This is a genomic window from Riemerella anatipestifer, from assembly GCF_009670965.2.
Classification (GTDB): Bacteria; Bacteroidota; Bacteroidia; order Flavobacteriales; family Weeksellaceae; genus Riemerella; species Riemerella anatipestifer_B.
In genome coordinates this window covers 1,664,678-1,683,173 of the sequence record NZ_CP073239.1, presented here as the reverse complement: position 1 = coordinate 1,683,173, position 18,496 = coordinate 1,664,678, and the positions used below count along the sequence as shown (strand labels likewise).

The window sequence follows — 18,496 nt, the reverse complement described above, 5'->3', positions numbered from 1 at the left end:
TAGGTTTTGAATATCCAAAAGAAACAAAACTTTTTTTGACACAAGTGCAACTTTGGCCTAATAATCCTGCCCTAAAATAAAAAAGCCAAAGTAAAAGGCTTTACTTTGGCTTTTTTTTTGTATATCTTAGATAGATTTTATCTTTCTGTTTTTCTTCTTTTAAGTTCTCTTTCTATTAGAGATAGCTCTCTACCTGTTTGCCCCGCCACAGAAGTATTCTCTTGGGCTCTTCTTGTAAGGTATGGCACTACATCTTTCACTGGACCATAAGGCAGATATTTACACGCATTGTATTTTTTGTTTCCTAGGTAGTAAGTGATGTTATCACTCATTCCATAAAGTTGTCCAAAATGGATTTGTTGGAAATCATTCGGCAGACCTTTTTCTTTCATTCTATCCATCACCAGCTCCGTAGATTTCTCATTATGAGTCCCAAAGAACGCCGAAACCTTATCTAAATTAGCCATTACAAAATCTATCCCTGCATTATAATTGTCATCAGATGCCTGTTTTGTTGGCTGGATAGGTGATGGATAGCCCATTTTTTCTGCTCTCTCTCTTTCTTTCTCCATATAAGCCCCTCTCACAAACTTGTAGCCTAAGTAGTAACCTTTAGACTTAGCTCTCTCTAAGTCTTCGGCTAGATACTCCAATCTTCCTGTTCTATACATCTGAATGGTATTCCACACGATGGCTCTCTCTTTATTATAACGAGATTTCATTTCGTTTACCAAATCATCTACAGCTGTTTGTATCCAAGACTCTTCGGCATCTACCATTACTATAACGCCTTTGTCGTATGCCAACTGACAAACTTCTTCGTAGCGTTTCACTACCCTGCTCCACTCTTCTTTTTCTGAACTTGTTAGCTCTTTTTTCGCCTGAACTTCTGCATATAAATCTAACCTTCCAAATCCTGTTGGTTTAAAAACCACAAAAGGAATGGCTGGATTCCCTGCGGCGTACAGAATATTTTGTTTTATTTCTTCGCAAGTATGGTCAAAGGCTTGTTCTTCTTCTTTACCTTCTATAGCATAATCAAAGATACTGCCTATATGACGCTGATACATCTCATTAACTACTTTCTGGCTTTGCTCTCTAGTAACGCCACCACAAAACTGCTGGAATAATGTTTTTTCAACAATCCCCTCCACAAAAGGGAAATTATTTTTAATACTAAAGTTAAGTAGGTTTATCCCCACATTAGTCAATTGTGGAAACTTAATCATAGTAAACATCCACTTTGCTTTCTCTAGTTGTTCTGTTGTTTTATCTGCAAAAGCGACTTTGGTATCGTTAAAAAGGCTCATTATTAGTTGTTTTTTATATGACGGCAAATTTATCTAATTTATCCGATTTAAAACTAATTTCTTTATTAAAATTTAGTTCCTTTTCAAATAATCGTTGACAATAGCAAATGCTCCAAATAAACCAACAGAGTTTAATTTATTTTTCTAATTTAGCTGTGATGAAAATGACTTTGCTGTGATTATGAGATATTATTAGCTATAATTAAAAAAAACTCAACTATATGGGCATTTTAATTCTTTCTTTAATACTTATATTGTTTTTGATTTTTTGGGTACTGAGGAGTTCAATATTAACAAAAACAGAAAAATTATCAATTATAATCTTTATTATCTTATTTTTTCTAATCGGTATTACATACATTTTTATAACAGGTTGGGAACGTGGCAGAGATCCACAAATACCAGAATATGAAAAAAATAGAACAAGACGAATGAGACCGCCTAATTAGTAGCATCAAAAAATATTGTTAAGACTAAATTAATTTTAAGGCTCAAGCCCATTCTACTTTTCAAAAAACTACCAGCGTATTAAATGCAAATCAAACCCATTTTTATTTATCATTTTATTAAAAATTTAATTCTCTCTTCTTTTATTATTTGGGGAATAGGAATTCTTGATTTTTATATCCGTATCTATAGCTTAGCTGCCGTACAAGTTTGGGTTGTACCGTTTCTCTGTTCTGTTTTACTGTTAGTTGTGCATAAATTATTCTTTGATAATATCCCAATAATATCAATTATTATTGTAGTATTAAGCTTATCAACTTTTAATATAATTGACGCGTTTAGCCTTCATTGTGATAAGAGTATTCAACAAAGCTCTATATTTAGAGCTATTAACTTTCTAATCAATACCCTTCTGTTATATTACACCTTTACTTCGTATTGGAGGAAATTTGATAAGAAACAGCAAACCACTGTTCTATTAGTATTTTTAGTTATCCTTTGGAGTATGAATTTTATGGACTACGGTATTTTTAGAATTTTCAACTTGATAGTATCATCTTTTTAAAAGCTCTATCTTAAAATATCTACTCCAAAAATATAGTTATCTTTGCTGAAATTTAGCACTTATGATTAGTCGTTTAGATTCCGATTTTAGCAGTCTTAATCAGTTTTTAGAAAAGACCAAGCCAAGCCAAATCATCATCTTGGTAGATGAAAACACTCACGAATATTGTCTCCCCACTCTTCTAGGAAATTTACAAACCGATATTCATTTTGAAATTGTAGAAATAGAAGCTGGTGAGGAAAATAAAAACATCAGTACAGCCATACAAATTTGGGAGATACTTTCAGACTTCAAAGTAGATAGAAAATCATTACTTATCAACCTTGGTGGCGGTGTTATTAGCGATTTAGGTGGCTTTATCGCTTCTACCTACAAACGAGGTTTTAGTTTTATTAACCTCCCAACCACGCTCCTCTCTATGTGTGATGCTTCCATAGGCGGAAAAACAGGAATAGACCACCAATACCTTAAAAATATCGTAGGGACTTTTGCTCTTCCTGAACAGATATTTGTTTATACGGATTTTTTAAAAACATTACCCTTCATTGAATTAAGAAGTGGCTTTGCAGAAATGCTAAAGCATGGTCTAATAGCTGATAGGCAACATTGGAGTACTCTAAGCTCCATTACCGAACTCACACCAGAAAGCATTGCTCCTTTTATAGAAACTTCTATGAAAATAAAACAAGAGGTCGTAAATAGAGACTTTAAAGAACAAAATGTAAGGAAGACACTCAATTTTGGACATACTATTGGACACGCCGTAGAAAGCCTTTTTATGGCACTAGAAAAGCCTATTCCTCACGGTGAAGCCGTAGCTCTAGGTATGATTACAGAAAGCTACCTTGCTCTTACAGAAGGTCTTATAGATAACGAAACTTATCATAATATAGAGAAACAGTTGCTTCGTTTTTACCCTTATATTTCTATAAAAGAGCTTTCTAACGAAAACATTATAACCCTAATGAAAAATGACAAGAAAAACCAAAATGGTATTGTTAATTTCGCACTCATCAATGGGATAGGTAGTTGCTTATTTGATTATAAAGTGGATGAAAAACAAGTAATTTCTGCACTTGATTACTACAGAAACTTAGAGAAGTAAATAAAAAAGAGGTCTTTTCAGTTTGAAAAGACCTCTTTCAATTTTATTTTTTAGGAGACAGTTTACTCCATGTATTGAGTACAAAAACTAAAAGCACTCCCAACAACGCTGCAGAAATAGAAAACACAAATTTAGTATTCTCATTATCCATAAATCCTAATTCCCAATCTATTGCATAAAGGTTAAGACCTATAAATACAACGAATAACACTAAAAATATTTTATATACTAGTTTCATACTCGTAACTTTTTTAGATATTGATATAGTTTGCTATTAGTTGTGCAAAATTAGCTGTAAATAGTTTTATAGAAATGGCTAGTAATATAATCCCAAATACCTTTTGGAAAATCATAAGTGTAGCATCTCCAAGTTTTTTCTCTAGCCAGTTAGCAGATTTAAGCACAAGGTAAATCACTAAAATATTGAGTAATATACCTATAATAATATTTACAATATGATATTCTGCTCTTAACGAAAGAGTAGTAGTTAGCGTACCTGCTCCTGCAACCAAAGGAAACGCAATAGGAACTATAGAAGCAGCATTAACCTCTCCTGCCTTATGGATTTCAATTCCTAAAATCATTTCTAAAGCAATTACAAAGATAACTAAAGCCCCTGCTATTGCGAATGAGTTAACATCTACCCCAATAAACTGCAAAATTTTATCTCCAATAAAAAGAAAAGAAATCATTAGAATACCCGATACTATAGAAGCCTTTTCTGACTCTATATGTCCGAATCTTTTCCTTAACGACACAATCACTGGAATAGAACCGATAATATCTATTACGGCAAACAATACCATGAAACTCGTCATTGACTCTTTAAGCGAAAATTCTTCTAAAAATCCCATCTTTATTATTATGTTTTTGGGGGCAAAAATAGGAATAAAAAATGATTACACCACCATCTTATTATGCAAATTGATGATTTTATAATATAATTCGTTTAATTGTTCAGCATCTTTAACAGGAGCGTACTTTTCTATTTCTATATTAGAAACTAATTGCCTGTATTCTTCAGCTATAAAATAGCCCTTCTTCTCTTCTATTACAGATTGAATATTGATACTATTTGAATTAAAATAGTGCTGAACTTTTATCTTCATTTTATCAAAAGTATCAAAAAACATTGGGTAGTTTTTATACTCTAGAGATTCTCTCAGAACTCTATAATCATCTTCAAAATCAATTATACTGTAATGTTGCACTTTCAAATCAGATTTTACATCAGCTGCATTACCTTTTTTCTTCAATCTCTTACTCAATAAAAAACCACCTAAAAAGCTACTTAACAGTAGTAACCCTCCTAGAAGATACCATCTAGTATTTTCAGAACTTTTAAAAGTTTCATTTTTAATTTTAGGAAGTTGTACGGTTTCTAAGACATAGTTAGTATTATCTATCACTTTATCCAAAGTGTTTGTTTTTGCTTTATCTAGACTATCGGAAGCCACCAATATATTCACTTCATTAAGTTCTAATGTGTGATAAGATTCTTTTTTAGGGTCAAAATAAGCCAAAGGCTCCAATTCTAATTTTATATCACCAAGTACATTAGGCACTACCAAATATCTAGCCACTAAACTCCCCTTCATTCCGTGCTGGGTAACGGCTATATTTTTTGTGATTTTTGGAGGATAAACCTTGTAGTCTTTACTAGTCACAAGCGAAGGAAATTGCAACCTATCCAAATTCCCTACCCCTTTTAAACGCACCGTAAAATAAAACGGCACTCCCTTTTTCACCTCTTTTACAACATTATCAGATTCTATTTCAAACTGCCCAACTGCATTTTTGAACCCAACAGGAGCCTCTTTTGGTAATGGTTTAACTCTTATAGAGTTTTTTGAGTTAGCATATATAACCTCATCTTTCCCCGTTCCTGCTACCTTAGCGGAAATCTTAGGAAGCTCTAACTGACCAGATTTTTCAGGAAACATTACATAAACTCCCAACACTTGAGACAAAAGTATATTCCCCTCTAACGGTTCTATATCGTCTGATCTCCCTGATATAAGATAAAATCTATTCGTTCCGTCTTTTGGAAGTTTAATATCATGGATTCTTTGAAAATAGTCTATATTCTTAGCATACGCTTTAAGCTCTACCACCGCTCCTTGATGTTGATAAACAGAGTGATTTTTAACCTGTAATTTTAGTTGAATATCATCGGAAATTTTATTATTACTCAACGCCTCTCTTCCTGTTACAGATACTTCAAACGGCTCTGTTTTATATATTTTCCCATTTACAGTTACCAAAGCACTCCCAATCTTTAGTTTACCTGTTTTTTTGGGTGCTATAAGTATTTGATAAACAATCTGGTCTACCGTAATATTTTTATCAGGGTCTAAGAAGGTATTTCTAGAGGAACCATCGCTTAGAACTTCAAATTTTGAAAGGTCGGGCAACCTTATGAGAGATTCTTGTCTGTATTCGTTACCATTAAGCTCTAGCATTATTGTAAATAATACAGGCTCATTTGCTTTGATTTCTTTGGTATTAGTTTCTGCATAAAAAGAGACTTGCCCGTACAATTTTACGGACAATAAGAATAGTAATATACTCCAAAACTCCTTACGCATTATGGCTACCAATCCTTTTCATTACTTTTGGGGTCTATATATGAATTTTTATTAAGAATTCTTCTTGCAGCATCTCGCTCTTTACTTTCCAAGCGTTGCATAATTCTATTTTCTTCTTCCTTAGACATTCCTCTTTTATTTTCAGAGCTGTTATTATTAGGTTTAGGAGTCTGTCCTGCACCCTGACCTTTATCTTTCTCATTAGCTCCACCATCTTTATTTTTATCTGAATTTTGAGGCGACTCTTGTTCAGATTTTTTTTGCTGATTATCTTGTGGTTTATCCTGCTCCGAATTTTGATTTTGAGATTTATTATTCGATTTTGATTGATTCTTCTCCTTTTGTTTTAACTTAGAAATATTATAATTCTTTCTTATAGACTCATTGTAAGGGTCTTGTTGCAAAGCTTTCTTGTAGAACTCAGCTGCCTTATCATAATTTTGAGCCTTCATTTCTGCATTGCCTAAGTTGTACAGAGCAGCCATTTTATCTTCCTTGGTTTTCGCTAGAGATAAAGCTTTCTGGTACTCTGCCTTTGCTTCAGAATACATTTCTCTCTTATACAAAGTATTACCTAAATTATAATGACCACCGAAGTCTTGCTTCTTTTTAATAGCCTCTAAAAAGTAAGACGAAGCTTTATCATAGTTTTTAGAATCATATTCTCTATTTCCCTTATAGGACAAAGCATTGTAACTACCCTGCCCTTGCAAGATACAGATACAAAAGAAAGTTAAACAAAAACTAATAAATAGATTCCTAGTCATTTACTATGCAAAAATAACGATTTTAAATGTTAAAATCTCGCTTAGGATTTGTTAAATAAATGATAAAAAATAAAAGCAAAGACACCGCCAAAAAGTATTGATAGTAATGTACCCCCGTTTGAGATTTCACAAAACTTTCTGTTGTAGAAGACTGTTTTTTAAGATTTTCTAAAATCCCATTAACTGCCTTATCTATATGATTACCATCAATATAAACACCTCCTGTCTTTTCAGAAATATTTATTAAAGCCTGAGTTTGTCTTTTAGAAATTACCGTTTCCCCCATTAGACTAGACTTATATCCCATCAATTGTCCAAAAATATATTCAGGAATTGGAGCACCTTCCTCTGTACCTACACCTACGGTAATAACTTGTATTCCATTAGATTGAGCTTCTTTTATAGCTGCAGCTTCATTACCTTCGTTATCTTCACCATCACTTATCAGTACTATCCTGCCAGACCCTTTGGAAACGGTCTTAAATTTAGAAACCGCTACCTGCATGGCTTTATAAAAATCTGTTCCTTGTGTAGACACTGCCGAAGTCTCTAACCCAGAAACGAAAGATTCCGCCGCCAAATAATCCGTAGTTAATGGCATTACCGAAAAAGCCTCTCCTGCAAAAACAGCCAAACCTACCCTATCGTTAGTCATTTTTTGCATAGATGATATTACAATATTTTTCGCTAACGAAAGTCTATCTGGAGCAACATCTTGAGCATTCATAGAGTTAGAAACATCTACGAGAAACATCACATTATTCATTTTTTGTTGTACTTTAATTTCTTCTTTCCCTCCCATTAAATCCATCATCGCAAAAATTAAAAACAAAAACGCCACAAAATACATCACCAAGAAAAACTTAGGATACCATTTTGTTTTTTCAAATAGTGTACTCTGAAAGCGTTCATCTGCAAAATAGCCTCTAACCCTTTCTTTCCATTTTAAATAACGAAACAAAAGATACCCCAATAATGGTAACAAAAGCATCAATAATGCATACCAATAATTACCCAAATACCAATCCATCACTATAACATAAAGTTTCTCTTGTTAATTTAATACTCTAAACACCCTCCATCTCAACAAAGCATCTAAAACTAAAGTTACCAATGCTATCCATAAAAACCATCTAAAATACTCTTGGTAATTGTAAATCTTAGAAGTTTTAATATTAGATTTTTCTAAAGTGTCTATTTCTTCGTAAATCTGCTTTAAACTCTCATTAGAAGTCGCTCTAAAATACTTACCTCCTGTAATTTGAGCTACATCTCTCAGAAGATATTCATCTATTTTCACCTGTTCCTCCGTAAACACCAAATTACCAAAAATATCTTGCTGTGTAGGCATCAATGCCAAACCATTGCTCCCAATACCTATGGTATAAACTTTAATATCATTATTTCGTGCCAGTTCTGCCGCTGTTAGTGGAGACATAGCGTTGTCTATGGTATTTACACCATCTGTCATCAAAATAATGATTTTTGACTTTGCTTTAGATTTTCTTAAATGACTCACAGCTACCGCCAAACCATCGCCGATATTAGTTCCACCTTCCAAATCCATCGGGTTAAAACTCATCAATTCTTCCTCTGCTACCCTATGATCCGAAGTCAAAGGCACTCTCATCAACGCCTCTCCAGAATATTCTACCAAGCCTATCCTATCCGTAGTTCTTTGCTTAATGAAAGTCCTTGCAATCTCTTTGAGAGCCGTTAGTCTATCAGGTTCTAAATCTTTAGCCAACATACTCAACGACACATCTATAGAAAGCACAATATCCATACCTTTAGTCTCATCTCTATCTTCCGAAATACTGAAAGTCCTAGGTCTTGCTATTGCCAAAATAAGAGCTGAAAGAATAATATATTTGGAAATTCTAAGCAACCACAATACCGCTCCAAAATAAGAAATCACTTGCATATTCTTAGTAGAAGATACAGCAATTCCTTTTCTTTTCTTATGACTTAAATCCCTAAAAATAAGAGGTATAAAACCTAAAAAAAGTAATAAAAACCAAGGACTATGAAACTCAAAATTAAACATCTTTCCTTAAGTTTTCAAATTCTATATCTTGATATGAACGCTTCACAAAATCCACTATTTTCTGATAGTCGGTTTCCATTAAATCGGCATCAGGAATGGTTTTAGCAAACTTCACTAAATCTCCTCTCAAAAAGACTTCCTCTATTATCTTTTCGTTTTCTATGGATATTTTAGAGTCTTCTTTCATTAAAGCCAATAAATCATCTGTTAGTAAAACTTCCGCAGGAATATGGTACTGCTCTTGTAAAAAAGTCCTACTAATCTCTATAAGTTCCACATAAAAACTTCTGTAATTACCTGACTGAATATACTTTTTCTTCTTTAATAACTCTAGTGCTTTCAGAGTTTTATTAGTTGGTAATTTAGCCTCTGCCGATTTTTTTCTTCCGTATTTAACAAAGAATCCTATCAGAAATACCAATGCTAAAAAGCCCAAAACACCCAACACATAATATTTATACAGCTCCCAATAATCTCTTACTCCAAGCTCTACCTGCTTGTTATTCATAATATCCTTTACCTCATCTCCTTGTTGAGCCGTATTTACCACTTGTATTTCGTAAGGTATCGTTGTTTGTACCTGCCCTCCAATTTTGAATTCCAAAGGTGGAATCTTAAAAGTTCCTTCCTCAAAAATAGCAAACTCTATCAGCCTCGTGTATTGGTCTTCTTTTTTATCTATATCATCTTTAATTTCCTCAAAATGAAAAGGTAACAACTCATTTTTAGGAGCAGATACTACATCTTTCCCTTGAAGACCATTGATGGTTATTTTAAGCACCGTAGGCTCTCCCATTCCTACTTTATTTTTTGTAAGACTAGAGGAAAGTGTTTGAGCCCCAAAGCACTGTAAAAGAAATACTGCTATATATGTATAAATTATTCTTAATTTCATCTCCTTTGGAAGTATTGATATAATGCTCGCGTGTAATCAGCTCCTGTTTTAAGGTCTATAAAATAGGCAGAACTTTTATCAAAAGTTTCCTTCATCTTTTTTAAATTCTGCTTTTGCTCTTCAGCAAAATGATATCTAAATCTCCGGTTAGAAGTGTTCACCCAGATATTTTCTCCCGTTTCTATATCTTGAAAAAACACATATCCTACATCTGGAATTTCGTTATCCTTTTCATCTGCCACCCTTATTCCTAATAGTTGATGCTTTCTTGAAGCTACTTTTAATGTTTTCTCATCTATCTCATCATTAAAATCGGATAGTAAAAACAAAAACGATTTCTTCTTAAAAACATTCATCACATATTCTAAAGCTACATCTATATTAGATTTTGCGGGTACATAATCTACTGACAAAATCTGGCTCAAAATAGCTAAAATATGCTTCCTACCTTTCTGTGGCGGAATGACTTTATATACTTTATCTGCAAAAAGTACCACGCCTACCTTATCATTATTCCCCACCGCCGAAAATCCTAAGCTAGCACAAATCTCTGCTACAAATTCTTTCTTCAGTTGAACCTTTGTCCCATAATCCATAGACGCAGAAACATCCACCAATAGCATAATAGTAAGCTCCCTTTCCTCCTCCATCACCTTAACAAAAGGTTCTTTGAAACGAGCCGTTTTATTCCAGTCAATCCTTCTGATATCATCTCCAAACTGATATTGCCTCACCTCAGAAAAAGCCATTCCTTGCCCCTTAAAAGCACTATGATACTGCCCCATAAGCGCCGTATCTGTCCTTTTTTTGGTGCGAATTTCTATCTGTTTAACTTTCTTTATGATGTCTTTTACCTGCATCTATTTTTTCTGTATCAAATAAAATAAAGTTTTACGGAGCTTGAACTCTAGCTAAAACTCTATCTACAATTTCATCTGTAGTGATGTTTTCGGCTTCAGCTTCAAAGCTAAGTCCAATTCGGTGTCTTAAAACATCTTTTGCAATCTCTTTAACATCTTCTGGAATCACGAAAGCTCTTCCTTTAATAAAGGCTATCGCACGAGATGCCACCGCTAAACTAATAGATGCTCTAGGAGACGCACCGAAGCTGATATAATCTTTTAAATCGGATAAGCCATAACGCTCAGGAAAACGAGTTGCAAAGACCATATCCAAAATATATTTCTCTATTTTTTCGTCCAAATAGATTTTATTGATAAGTTGCTTAGCCTCTGTAATTTGCTCTAAAGACACCACAGGAGTTACCTTAGGAATATCTGATGTGGACACCATTCTCATTACCGTTCTTTCATCCTCAAATTCAGGATATTCTATTTTACACTTTAGCATAAAACGGTCGGTTTGTGCTTCTGGTAAAAGGTAAGTTCCTTCTTGGTCAATAGGGTTTTGCGTTGCCATTACAAGAAATGGTTTTGGCAACTGTAATGTTTCATCACCTATGGTTACCTGCTTTTCTTGCATCACTTCCAATAGTGCCGACTGCACCTTTGCCGGAGCACGGTTAATCTCATCAGCCAACACAAAATTAGCGAACACAGGACCTTTCTTTATAGAAAAATCATTCTCTTTAACATTATAAATCATTGTACCTACCACATCTGCAGGTAGAAGGTCTGGCGTAAACTGTATTCTTGAAAACTGCCCTTGTAAGGCCTCCGAAAGTGTTTTTATAGCCAAAGTTTTTGCTAAGCCTGGTACGCCTTCTAAAAGGATATGCCCATTACCCAAAAGCCCTACTAGCAATCTATCCACCATATAAGACTGCCCTATAACCACCTTCCCCATCTCTTCTTTTAAGAGCCTAAAATGATAGTTCTGAACTTGAATCTGTTCACTTAAAATCTTTATTTCTTCCGCTTGATGTAATTCTGCCATTTTTATTCAAAAATATTTGGTAAAAGTGCAATAATTCGAGAATATTCTCAAAATAAATTAAGCTAAATTTGTGTTAAAGTTTGTTAAATTAAATCCTTTATTCATCATACTTAATCAAGCTCTCTCTAGAAAATAGTTAATTTATAATAAAACTTTGGCATTTTCAACTAATTAAACTATTTTTGAGGATTAAATACATTTTTAATAAAGTTGAAATGAATTATCATTTTTCAAACCATAAAGCTGTCAGAAAAAATCTGTTAGATGTCCTGCAAAGCACTCCTTTGGAGCAATTGCTCATAATTCCTGATGGATTTAATAATAACATCTATTGGAACATTGCTCATTGTGTAGCCACTCAACAGTTGTTGCATTACTATCTTAGTGGCAACCCTTTTCGTATAGACTCTTACTGGATAGAACGATACAAAAAAGGAACACTCCCAAACTTAGATGTAAAGGATTCTGAAGTGGAAGATTTAGGATTTTTACTCTCGGAAACCTCCAAAATTTTAATGAAAGACTATGATAATGGTTTATTTTCGGACTATTCACCATATTCTACTAGTTTTGGGATAGATATTAAAAGTATCAAAGAAGCCATTATATTCAACAACTTACACGAAGGTATGCACTACGGCTATATATTAGCACAGAAAAGAGCATTGATGATTGATTAAATAATAAAAAATGAGGCAAGATTATACATCGCACAAAAAAAACAACGATAAAAAAGAGGATTTTATCTTCGGTTTAAGACCTGTAATAGAAGCCATAGAGGCTGGCAAAACCATAGATAAAGTATTCTTACAAAATGGATTACAAGGGAGCATTTATGCGGAACTCAAAACACTTTTAGCAAAGCATAAAATCCGTCCTAACTATGTACCCATAGAAAAACTCAACCGTTTTACGAGAAAAAATCATCAAGGCGTGGTGGCTTTTATTTCAGACATTCCTTTCTATAGTATAGAAGCGGTACTCCCTGAAATATTTGAACAAGGTAAAACACCTTTTTTGGTCATTTTGGACAGACTAACAGATGTTAGAAATTTCGGAGCTATTTGTAGAACTGCAGAATGTGTAGGCGTAGATGCCATCATCATTCCAGAGAAAGGTGCAGCTCCCATCAATTCAGATGCTATTAAAACTTCTGCTGGAGCCCTATACAATGTTAAAATATGTAAAGAAAAAAATCTAGCACACACCGTAGATTTCCTTCAACAGTCGGGTGTTTCTGTATTTTCTGCAACCGAAAAAGCAGAAAAACTAATCTATGATATAGATTTTAAAATTCCTTTTGCCCTAGTAATGGGGAACGAGGAAAAAGGCATATCTAAAGAAGTACTTCACCATTCTGACGAAAAAATAAAACTACCTATAGAAGGTAAAACGCAATCCCTAAATGTGTCCGTAGCTTGTGGAGCTATCTTGTACGAAGTAGTAAGACAGAGAATGGGACTTTAAAAATTAAAATAACACAACTAAAATTTGAAATATTTAAAATGATTAAAAAAATAATTGCACTTAGCATCGTTGCATTCGCATTAACATCTTGTAAAAAAGATAAAGAAACAGGTAAAGCTGAAACCATTACAGTAGATACTCCACAAGAAGAAGGAGCTAAAATTCCTGAAGCAAAACCTGCCATCACTGATTCCGCTGGGGTATACTCTTTATCTTTTAAACTAGAAAAAGGTAAAACCTATCCTTTAACTTCCTTTCAAAAAGATGTTACTACTGTAAAAGACCCTTCTGGAAAAAGCATTAGTGGTACACAAGAAATGACCGATGAAATTACTTTTACCGTAAACGATTTTGTTAATGGTACTTACGATATTACCGTAAACCTCGTGGGAAAAGTTAATAAATCTTCTTCTCAAGGTAAAACAGTAGTTATTGATACCAAGCAAGCAGCACCAAAAGAGGAACAACTAAAAGGTATGTGGACGGTAAACAAAGCTCTTTCTGGTAACAAGCTCCAAATGAAAATGGACGAAAAGGGGAATGTTATTTCCATTTCGGGATTTGATGCAGTTTATAAAAAGGTGGAACAGAACATCACTAGCCTTATCAAAGATGCCAAGGAAAGAAAACAATTTATGGACGGTTTCAAGCAAGGATTTAATGAGAAAATGTTTAAGGAACAATTTACTCAAAGCCTTAACATTCTACCTAAAAAAGGAGTTAAAATAGGCGAAACTTGGACAGAAACCGATAATTTAACACCTGACGGAAAACTAAAAATTAGCACCACTTATAAACTAGAAAAAGTAGCCGATGGAAAGGCAGAAGTAAGCATAAAAGGTGGCATTCCAAAAAAATCTGATTCTAAAAAGCAAGAAGGTATCACACACAGCATTAGTGTAGAAGGTTCTCAGAATGGTAAAATTATTTTAGATGCCAACACAGGTTGGATTCTTTCATCTAAACAAAATATGACTACTACACAAAAGGAAAGTTTATCTGATGGTAAACAAAGCCAAACGATGACGCAGACCACACAGTCTAGCATTACGCTTAATCCTTAACCATATTATAAATACACCTACTCTATTTTTTAGTGTAGGTGTATTTTGATTTTTTAAAACTCTTTAAAACCGTATTATTTACAACAAATTATGCAATTTATTTTAAAGATAATTTTGACTACCATTATTATATTTTTTGTATGGAATATTCTAAAAAGACTATTCTTTAACAAATTCTATAATTATTTTCCTCATCAGAAGGCTCAAAATCAGTCTCAGCAAAAAAGCACTTCCAAAAAGAGCAACATAAAATGGGAAGCAGAAACTGTAGATTACGAAGAAATAAAAGAATAATACGCTACAAAACTCAAGAAGTGATATGAATCTGAAACACAAAAACCTCGTTTTTATCATTGGCAGTTTGGTTATTTTTGTGCTAATTGCTGTACTTTATGCCAATCCTATTATCTCTGGTAAACAGCTTATGCAACCCGATATTGTGCACTACAAAGGCGGTGCAAAAGAGTTATTAGATTACAGAGCTAAATATAGCACCGAAACCTATTGGAGTGATGCAATGTTTGGAGGAATGCCAACCTACCAAACAGGTGCACAGTTTAGAGGCGACCTTATAAAACAGGTGGATAATATCTTAAACTTCCTTCCTAAACCAGCCAATTATCTGTTTTTGTTGTTTTCAGGATTTTTCCTACTGGGTATGGTAGCCGTGAGAAATTGGAAATACGCTTTACTTGGAGCTTCGTTTTTTGGACTATCTACTTATTTTTACATCATCATCGCTGCTGGGCACAATGGTAAGGTGCACACTGTAGCCTATTTTGCACCTTTACTCGCAGGTATTCTATTAGTGTACATCAGGAAAAAGTACATTTTAGGATTCATTGTTACCGCTTTGTTTATGGGGTTACAGATAGCAGCGAATCATATCCAAATGACTTACTACCTATTTATAGCATTAGGGTTTTTGTTTATTTCAGAGCTTGTTAGAGCCATTAAAGGCAATACCACTTGGAAACACTTCGGTATTTCTTCTGGTGTACTAGCCCTTGCTATTGCTCTAGGGGTAGGTATGAATGCCCAAAGGCTTATGGCTAATGCCGAATATGTTAAGGAAACCGTAAGAGGAAAGCAAATTCTAAACACCGAAAAAGGCAATACTGAAAAGTCTGGTATGGATAAAGAAAGTATTACCATGTGGAGTTACGGAAAGCTAGAAACACTCAATCTATTTATTCCTAGACTTATGGGAGGCGGAAGCCAAGAAAAAGACTCGGAACGAATGATGGGGCGTATCCAAGAACTTGTACAAGAAAATGCAACCTCACAAGAGGAAGTTAATAATATCATCAGAGGGCTTAGCAGTCCTACCTATTGGGGAGACCAGCCTATGACTTCTGGACCAGCTTATCAAGGTGCCGTGGTTTGTTTTCTGGCGGTGTTAGGATTTGTGTTTGCTAGAAGAAAATACAAATATTGGATTTTGGGAGCGTCCGCCCTCACGATTATGTTGGCTTGGGGACATCATTTTATGCCACTTACCGACTTTTTTATAGATTATGTTCCGCTCTATAACAAATTTAGAGCACCATCTTCTATCCTAGTTGTGGTAGAACTTTTATTTCCGCTCATTGGGATTTTAGGTTTGTATCAGTTTTTTAAAAATCAAAACCTTTCCAAAGAGTTAAAACAAAAGTACCTCATCTATACCACAGCTTCCGTTCTCGGATTTACAGTGATTTTACTCGTAGGAGGCAAATCTCTTTTGGACTTTTACAATGATACCGAAAAGACCTATCTCCCACCCTATCTACTCAACTATCTACAAGACGAAAGATGGCAATTTTTCCGAGCAGATGCCATAAAAGCAATTTTATATGTAGGCATTACTGCGATAGTGCTTTGGCTTAGTTTAAAGGAAAAATTATCTCAAAATATCGCTTTAGTTATCATTGGTTTGGTAAGTTTATTTGATTTATGGACGGTAAATCAGCGTTATCTTAACAGCAGTAATTTTGTAGATAAAACCTTTGCAGAAAACCCTTTCCAAAAAGAAAATAACGACTATCTCATAGGAAAGGCAGGAGACAATCCTTACATACAAGGGCTTCTTTCTCAAGTGAACATCAATAAGACTTTGGAAACTCTAGCCGAAAAAGATAAGAGTCATTACCGAATTTTCAATAATACTTTAGGAACTTTTGGCGAAACCAACACTTCTTATTTCAAAGCTTCTATTGGAGGTTATAGTGCTGCTAAGCTGAGAAGATATGATGATTTAATCAACGAATATTTTAGCAAACAAGACACCGTAGCATTACCAAAAGTATTGAATATGCTTAATGCTAAGTATTTCGTGGTAGGTAGTGCGGACAATCCACAAGCCTACCCTAACCCTGATGCTAATGGCAACGCTTGGTTTGTTTCTGATATTTTATGGGCTAATACGCCTAACGAGGAAATCAAAGCTATCGGCACAATAGACAACAAAAGAACAGCCGTGGTAAGCACCGAAGACAAAAGCTACTTTAATGGCAAAAACATTCAGCCTGACAGTACCGCCTATATCCAGCTTACCCAATACCAGCCAAACGAAATACAGCTTAAGAGCCAGTCTAAAACACCTCAACTTGCAGTAATCTCCGAAATTTACTACCCGAAAGGTTGGAAAATGTTTGTGGACAATCAAGAAGTCCCTTATATAAAGGCGAACTACCTTCTTAGAGCCGTTTATGTTCCTGCTGGAAATCATACCATCAAAATGGTTTTTGACCCTGAAGTTCTGCACAAAGGTAAACTTTGGTCTTATGGTGCTTTTGGAGTATTCATCTTACTAAGTATCTTGGGAATTTTAAAACTCTACAAAGAGCAGAATGCCACAGCCTAAAAAAATACTCATCATATCTTATTACTGGCCTCCCGCAGGAGGTCCAGGGGTGCAACGATGGCTCAAATTTGCCAAATACCTCCCAGAATTTGGGTGGCAACCTACCTTATTTGTTCCAGAAAATCCAAGCTATCCTTTATTAGACAACAGCCTGCTAAAGGAAGTACCAAAAGATATTGATATTATAAAAACAAAAATCTGGGAGCCTTACCAAATTGCCGAAAAACTCAACAAAAACAACAAAAAATTTAAGACAGGACAGTTTGATATTGGCACTAACCAAAGTTGGAAATCCAAACTTTCTATTTGGATAAGAGGAAATTTTTTTATTCCTGATGCTAGGGTATTTTGGGTAAATCCTTCGGTAAAGTTTCTAAAAAAGTATTTGGAGGAACATCATTTTGATGCTTTAGTAACTACAGGACCACCACACTCCCTGCACTTAATTGGACTTAAACTCAAGAAAGAGTTTCCAAAATTAAAATGGATTGCCGATTTCCGTGACCCTTGGACAGAAATATCCTACTACAAACACCTTAAACTCTCCAAAATAGCCGATAGAAAACATCGGGAACTAGAGCAGAAGGTATTTAATCATGCAGATATTACCCTTGCTACCAGCTATACTGACGCCGAAAACTTTAGAAAAAAAGGAGCAAATGCAGTATGTATTACCAATGGCTACGATTCTGAAGCTCTTAATACCACCGAAAGAAAGCCTAAAACTAAATTTACATTAAGCTATATTGGGGTACTAGAACAACTGCGAAATCCTGAAATATTATGGGAAACGCTAAATGAACTACTTAATGAATCTACCGATTTTAAAGCCGATTTTGAGCTAAAACTAGTCGGTAGAATTGATGTCAAAATCTCCGAAAGTTGGGAACACACGCCTCTTAAAAACCACATTAACGACTTAGGATACCTCCCACACCATAAGGCGGTGGAAGAGATGCACCATTCTACGCTACTTCTGATAACCAACTTCCCACAAGAGAGCTCTAAAGGGATTATCCCTGGTAAAATATTTGAGTATCTGGCTTCTGGAAATACCATTATTTCCTTTGGACCTGCCCAAGCTGATGTAGAGAAGATATTAGAAGAAACCCAAACAGGCAAACATTTTTCTTACCAAGACCAAGCCTCTCTAAAGCAGTATTTATTACAGCAATACCAGCTTTGGAAACAAACCGATTTTATTAAAGCTCCACAAGATATCTCTGCTTTTTCTAGAAAAAATTTAGCCCAATCTTTAGCAAAACTATTGGATAATGGTATCCTCTGAAAGAAAAAACAAACTCCTAAAATTTGCATATCTAAAAAATAGCTTATACATTTGCCCCAGTTTATGAGACACAATACCAACCATATACAAAAAAGTAAAAAAAAGTTGCAAAATTATTTGGCTATCTCAAATAATTTCGTAAACACACACACACACACACACACACACACACACACACACACACACACACAGCAAGACACAGAAGAATAGTT

The 18,496-nt window shown here is 34.5% G+C and carries 17 protein-coding genes; 7 read left to right on the top strand and 10 right to left on the bottom strand.

All coding sequences use genetic code 11. From position 1 onward, the window contains the following. Positions 1-137: 137 nt before the first annotated feature. Entirely contained in the window at positions 138-1,310 is a 1,173-nt protein-coding gene (locus D1J36_RS07740; protein ID WP_154138001.1) for a proline dehydrogenase family protein, read from the bottom strand. A 1,073-nt stretch (positions 1,311-2,383) separates the two neighbouring features. On the opposite strand from D1J36_RS07740, the gene aroB reads away from it, so the two are divergent. Beyond that, positions 2,384-3,427 carry a 3-dehydroquinate synthase gene (gene aroB, locus D1J36_RS07735; protein ID WP_154137999.1) on the top strand — a complete coding sequence of 348 codons (1,044 nt, stop codon included), beginning with the start codon at positions 2,384-2,386 and terminating at the stop codon, positions 3,425-3,427. A gap of 43 nt (positions 3,428-3,470) precedes the next feature. On the opposite strand, the gene D1J36_RS07730 is transcribed toward aroB, so the two are convergent. The 9 genes from D1J36_RS07730 to D1J36_RS07690 all read right to left on the bottom strand — a co-directional run bounded on the left by D1J36_RS07730 (position 3,471) and on the right by D1J36_RS07690 (position 11,620). Further along, the gene (locus tag D1J36_RS07730) at positions 3,471-3,665 is read right to left on the bottom strand and encodes a hypothetical protein (protein WP_015345573.1); all 195 of its coding nucleotides are present in this window, start codon (positions 3,663-3,665) and stop codon (positions 3,471-3,473) included. A gap of 13 nt (positions 3,666-3,678) precedes the next feature. Next, complete coding sequence (locus D1J36_RS07725; RefSeq protein ID WP_154137998.1) at positions 3,679-4,281, bottom strand: MarC family protein; 603 nt, start codon at positions 4,279-4,281, stop codon at positions 3,679-3,681. A gap of 45 nt (positions 4,282-4,326) precedes the next feature. Continuing rightward, the gene (locus D1J36_RS07720; protein ID WP_252339372.1) at positions 4,327-6,015 is read right to left on the bottom strand and encodes a BatD family protein; all 1,689 of its coding nucleotides are present in this window, start codon (positions 6,013-6,015) and stop codon (positions 4,327-4,329) included. Between the two features lie 5 nt (positions 6,016-6,020). Beyond that, on the bottom strand, positions 6,021-6,728 hold the full coding sequence (locus tag D1J36_RS07715) for a tetratricopeptide repeat protein (RefSeq protein ID WP_154138027.1): 708 nt from the start codon (positions 6,726-6,728) through the stop codon (positions 6,021-6,023). Between the two features lie 76 nt (positions 6,729-6,804). Next, positions 6,805-7,812 carry a VWA domain-containing protein gene (locus D1J36_RS07710; RefSeq protein ID WP_154137997.1) on the bottom strand — a complete coding sequence of 336 codons (1,008 nt, stop codon included), beginning with the start codon at positions 7,810-7,812 and terminating at the stop codon, positions 6,805-6,807. A gap of 24 nt (positions 7,813-7,836) precedes the next feature. After that, positions 7,837-8,829: a vWA domain-containing protein gene (locus D1J36_RS07705; protein WP_154137996.1), complete on the bottom strand. Its 993-nt coding sequence runs from the start codon at positions 8,827-8,829 to the stop codon at positions 7,837-7,839. Continuing rightward, positions 8,822-9,724, bottom strand: a complete 903-nt coding sequence (locus D1J36_RS07700) for a BatD family protein (RefSeq protein ID WP_154137995.1) — start codon at positions 9,722-9,724, stop codon at positions 8,822-8,824. Before D1J36_RS07700 ends, D1J36_RS07705 begins: the two co-directional genes overlap by 8 nt. After that, positions 9,721-10,584, bottom strand: coding sequence for a DUF58 domain-containing protein (locus D1J36_RS07695; RefSeq protein ID WP_154137994.1), 864 nt, complete (start codon positions 10,582-10,584; stop codon positions 9,721-9,723). The genes D1J36_RS07700 and D1J36_RS07695 overlap by 4 nt, the downstream gene beginning before the upstream one ends. A gap of 31 nt (positions 10,585-10,615) precedes the next feature. After that, entirely contained in the window at positions 10,616-11,620 is a 1,005-nt protein-coding gene (locus tag D1J36_RS07690) for an AAA family ATPase (protein ID WP_154137993.1), read from the bottom strand. A 215-nt stretch (positions 11,621-11,835) separates the two neighbouring features. Between D1J36_RS07690 and D1J36_RS07685 the strand changes: the two genes are divergently transcribed. From D1J36_RS07685 to D1J36_RS07660, 6 genes are all read left to right on the top strand, one after another. Then, on the top strand, positions 11,836-12,300 hold the full coding sequence (locus tag D1J36_RS07685; RefSeq protein WP_052910378.1) for a DinB family protein: 465 nt from the start codon (positions 11,836-11,838) through the stop codon (positions 12,298-12,300). Between the two features lie 10 nt (positions 12,301-12,310). Continuing rightward, the gene (gene rlmB / locus D1J36_RS07680; RefSeq protein WP_154137992.1) at positions 12,311-13,087 is read left to right on the top strand and encodes a 23S rRNA (guanosine(2251)-2'-O)-methyltransferase RlmB; all 777 of its coding nucleotides are present in this window, start codon (positions 12,311-12,313) and stop codon (positions 13,085-13,087) included. Between the two features lie 38 nt (positions 13,088-13,125). Then, positions 13,126-14,151 carry a DUF6263 family protein gene (locus D1J36_RS07675; RefSeq protein WP_154137991.1) on the top strand — a complete coding sequence of 342 codons (1,026 nt, stop codon included), beginning with the start codon at positions 13,126-13,128 and terminating at the stop codon, positions 14,149-14,151. Between the two features lie 90 nt (positions 14,152-14,241). Then, positions 14,242-14,445, top strand: coding sequence for a hypothetical protein (locus D1J36_RS07670; protein WP_154137990.1), 204 nt, complete (start codon positions 14,242-14,244; stop codon positions 14,443-14,445). A 25-nt stretch (positions 14,446-14,470) separates the two neighbouring features. After that, positions 14,471-16,996, top strand: coding sequence for a YfhO family protein (locus D1J36_RS07665; protein ID WP_154137989.1), 2,526 nt, complete (start codon positions 14,471-14,473; stop codon positions 16,994-16,996). Further along, a complete protein-coding gene (locus D1J36_RS07660; protein WP_154137988.1) occupies positions 16,983-18,284 on the top strand; it encodes a glycosyl transferase family 1 in 1,302 nt (433 codons plus the stop codon). Before D1J36_RS07665 ends, D1J36_RS07660 begins: the two co-directional genes overlap by 14 nt. The last annotated feature ends 212 nt before the right edge of the window (positions 18,285-18,496 follow it).

Excerpts from the sequence above, each read along its gene's own strand:
- D1J36_RS07710 (WP_154137997.1), bottom strand. The coding sequence starts at position 7,812 with ATGGATTGGTATTTGGGTAATTATTGGTATGCATTATTGATGCTTTTG.
- D1J36_RS07720 (WP_252339372.1), bottom strand. The coding sequence starts at position 6,015 with ATGCGTAAGGAGTTTTGGAGTATATTACTATTCTTATTGTCCGTAAAA.
- D1J36_RS07725 (WP_154137998.1), bottom strand. The coding sequence starts at position 4,281 with ATGGGATTTTTAGAAGAATTTTCGCTTAAAGAGTCAATGACGAGTTTC.
- D1J36_RS07660 (WP_154137988.1), top strand. The coding sequence starts at position 16,983 with ATGCCACAGCCTAAAAAAATACTCATCATATCTTATTACTGGCCTCCC.
- rlmB (WP_154137992.1), top strand. The coding sequence starts at position 12,311 with ATGAGGCAAGATTATACATCGCACAAAAAAAACAACGATAAAAAAGAG.
- D1J36_RS07695 (WP_154137994.1), bottom strand. The coding sequence starts at position 10,584 with ATGCAGGTAAAAGACATCATAAAGAAAGTTAAACAGATAGAAATTCGC.
- D1J36_RS07665 (WP_154137989.1), top strand. The coding sequence starts at position 14,471 with ATGAATCTGAAACACAAAAACCTCGTTTTTATCATTGGCAGTTTGGTT.
- D1J36_RS07670 (WP_154137990.1), top strand. The coding sequence starts at position 14,242 with ATGCAATTTATTTTAAAGATAATTTTGACTACCATTATTATATTTTTT.
- D1J36_RS07740 (WP_154138001.1), bottom strand. The coding sequence starts at position 1,310 with ATGAGCCTTTTTAACGATACCAAAGTCGCTTTTGCAGATAAAACAACA.
- D1J36_RS07700 (WP_154137995.1), bottom strand. The coding sequence starts at position 9,724 with ATGAAATTAAGAATAATTTATACATATATAGCAGTATTTCTTTTACAG.
- D1J36_RS07705 (WP_154137996.1), bottom strand. The coding sequence starts at position 8,829 with ATGTTTAATTTTGAGTTTCATAGTCCTTGGTTTTTATTACTTTTTTTA.
- D1J36_RS07690 (WP_154137993.1), bottom strand. The coding sequence starts at position 11,620 with ATGGCAGAATTACATCAAGCGGAAGAAATAAAGATTTTAAGTGAACAG.
- D1J36_RS07730 (WP_015345573.1), bottom strand. The coding sequence starts at position 3,665 with ATGAAACTAGTATATAAAATATTTTTAGTGTTATTCGTTGTATTTATA.
- D1J36_RS07685 (WP_052910378.1), top strand. The coding sequence starts at position 11,836 with ATGAATTATCATTTTTCAAACCATAAAGCTGTCAGAAAAAATCTGTTA.
- aroB (WP_154137999.1), top strand. The coding sequence starts at position 2,384 with ATGATTAGTCGTTTAGATTCCGATTTTAGCAGTCTTAATCAGTTTTTA.
- D1J36_RS07675 (WP_154137991.1), top strand. The coding sequence starts at position 13,126 with ATGATTAAAAAAATAATTGCACTTAGCATCGTTGCATTCGCATTAACA.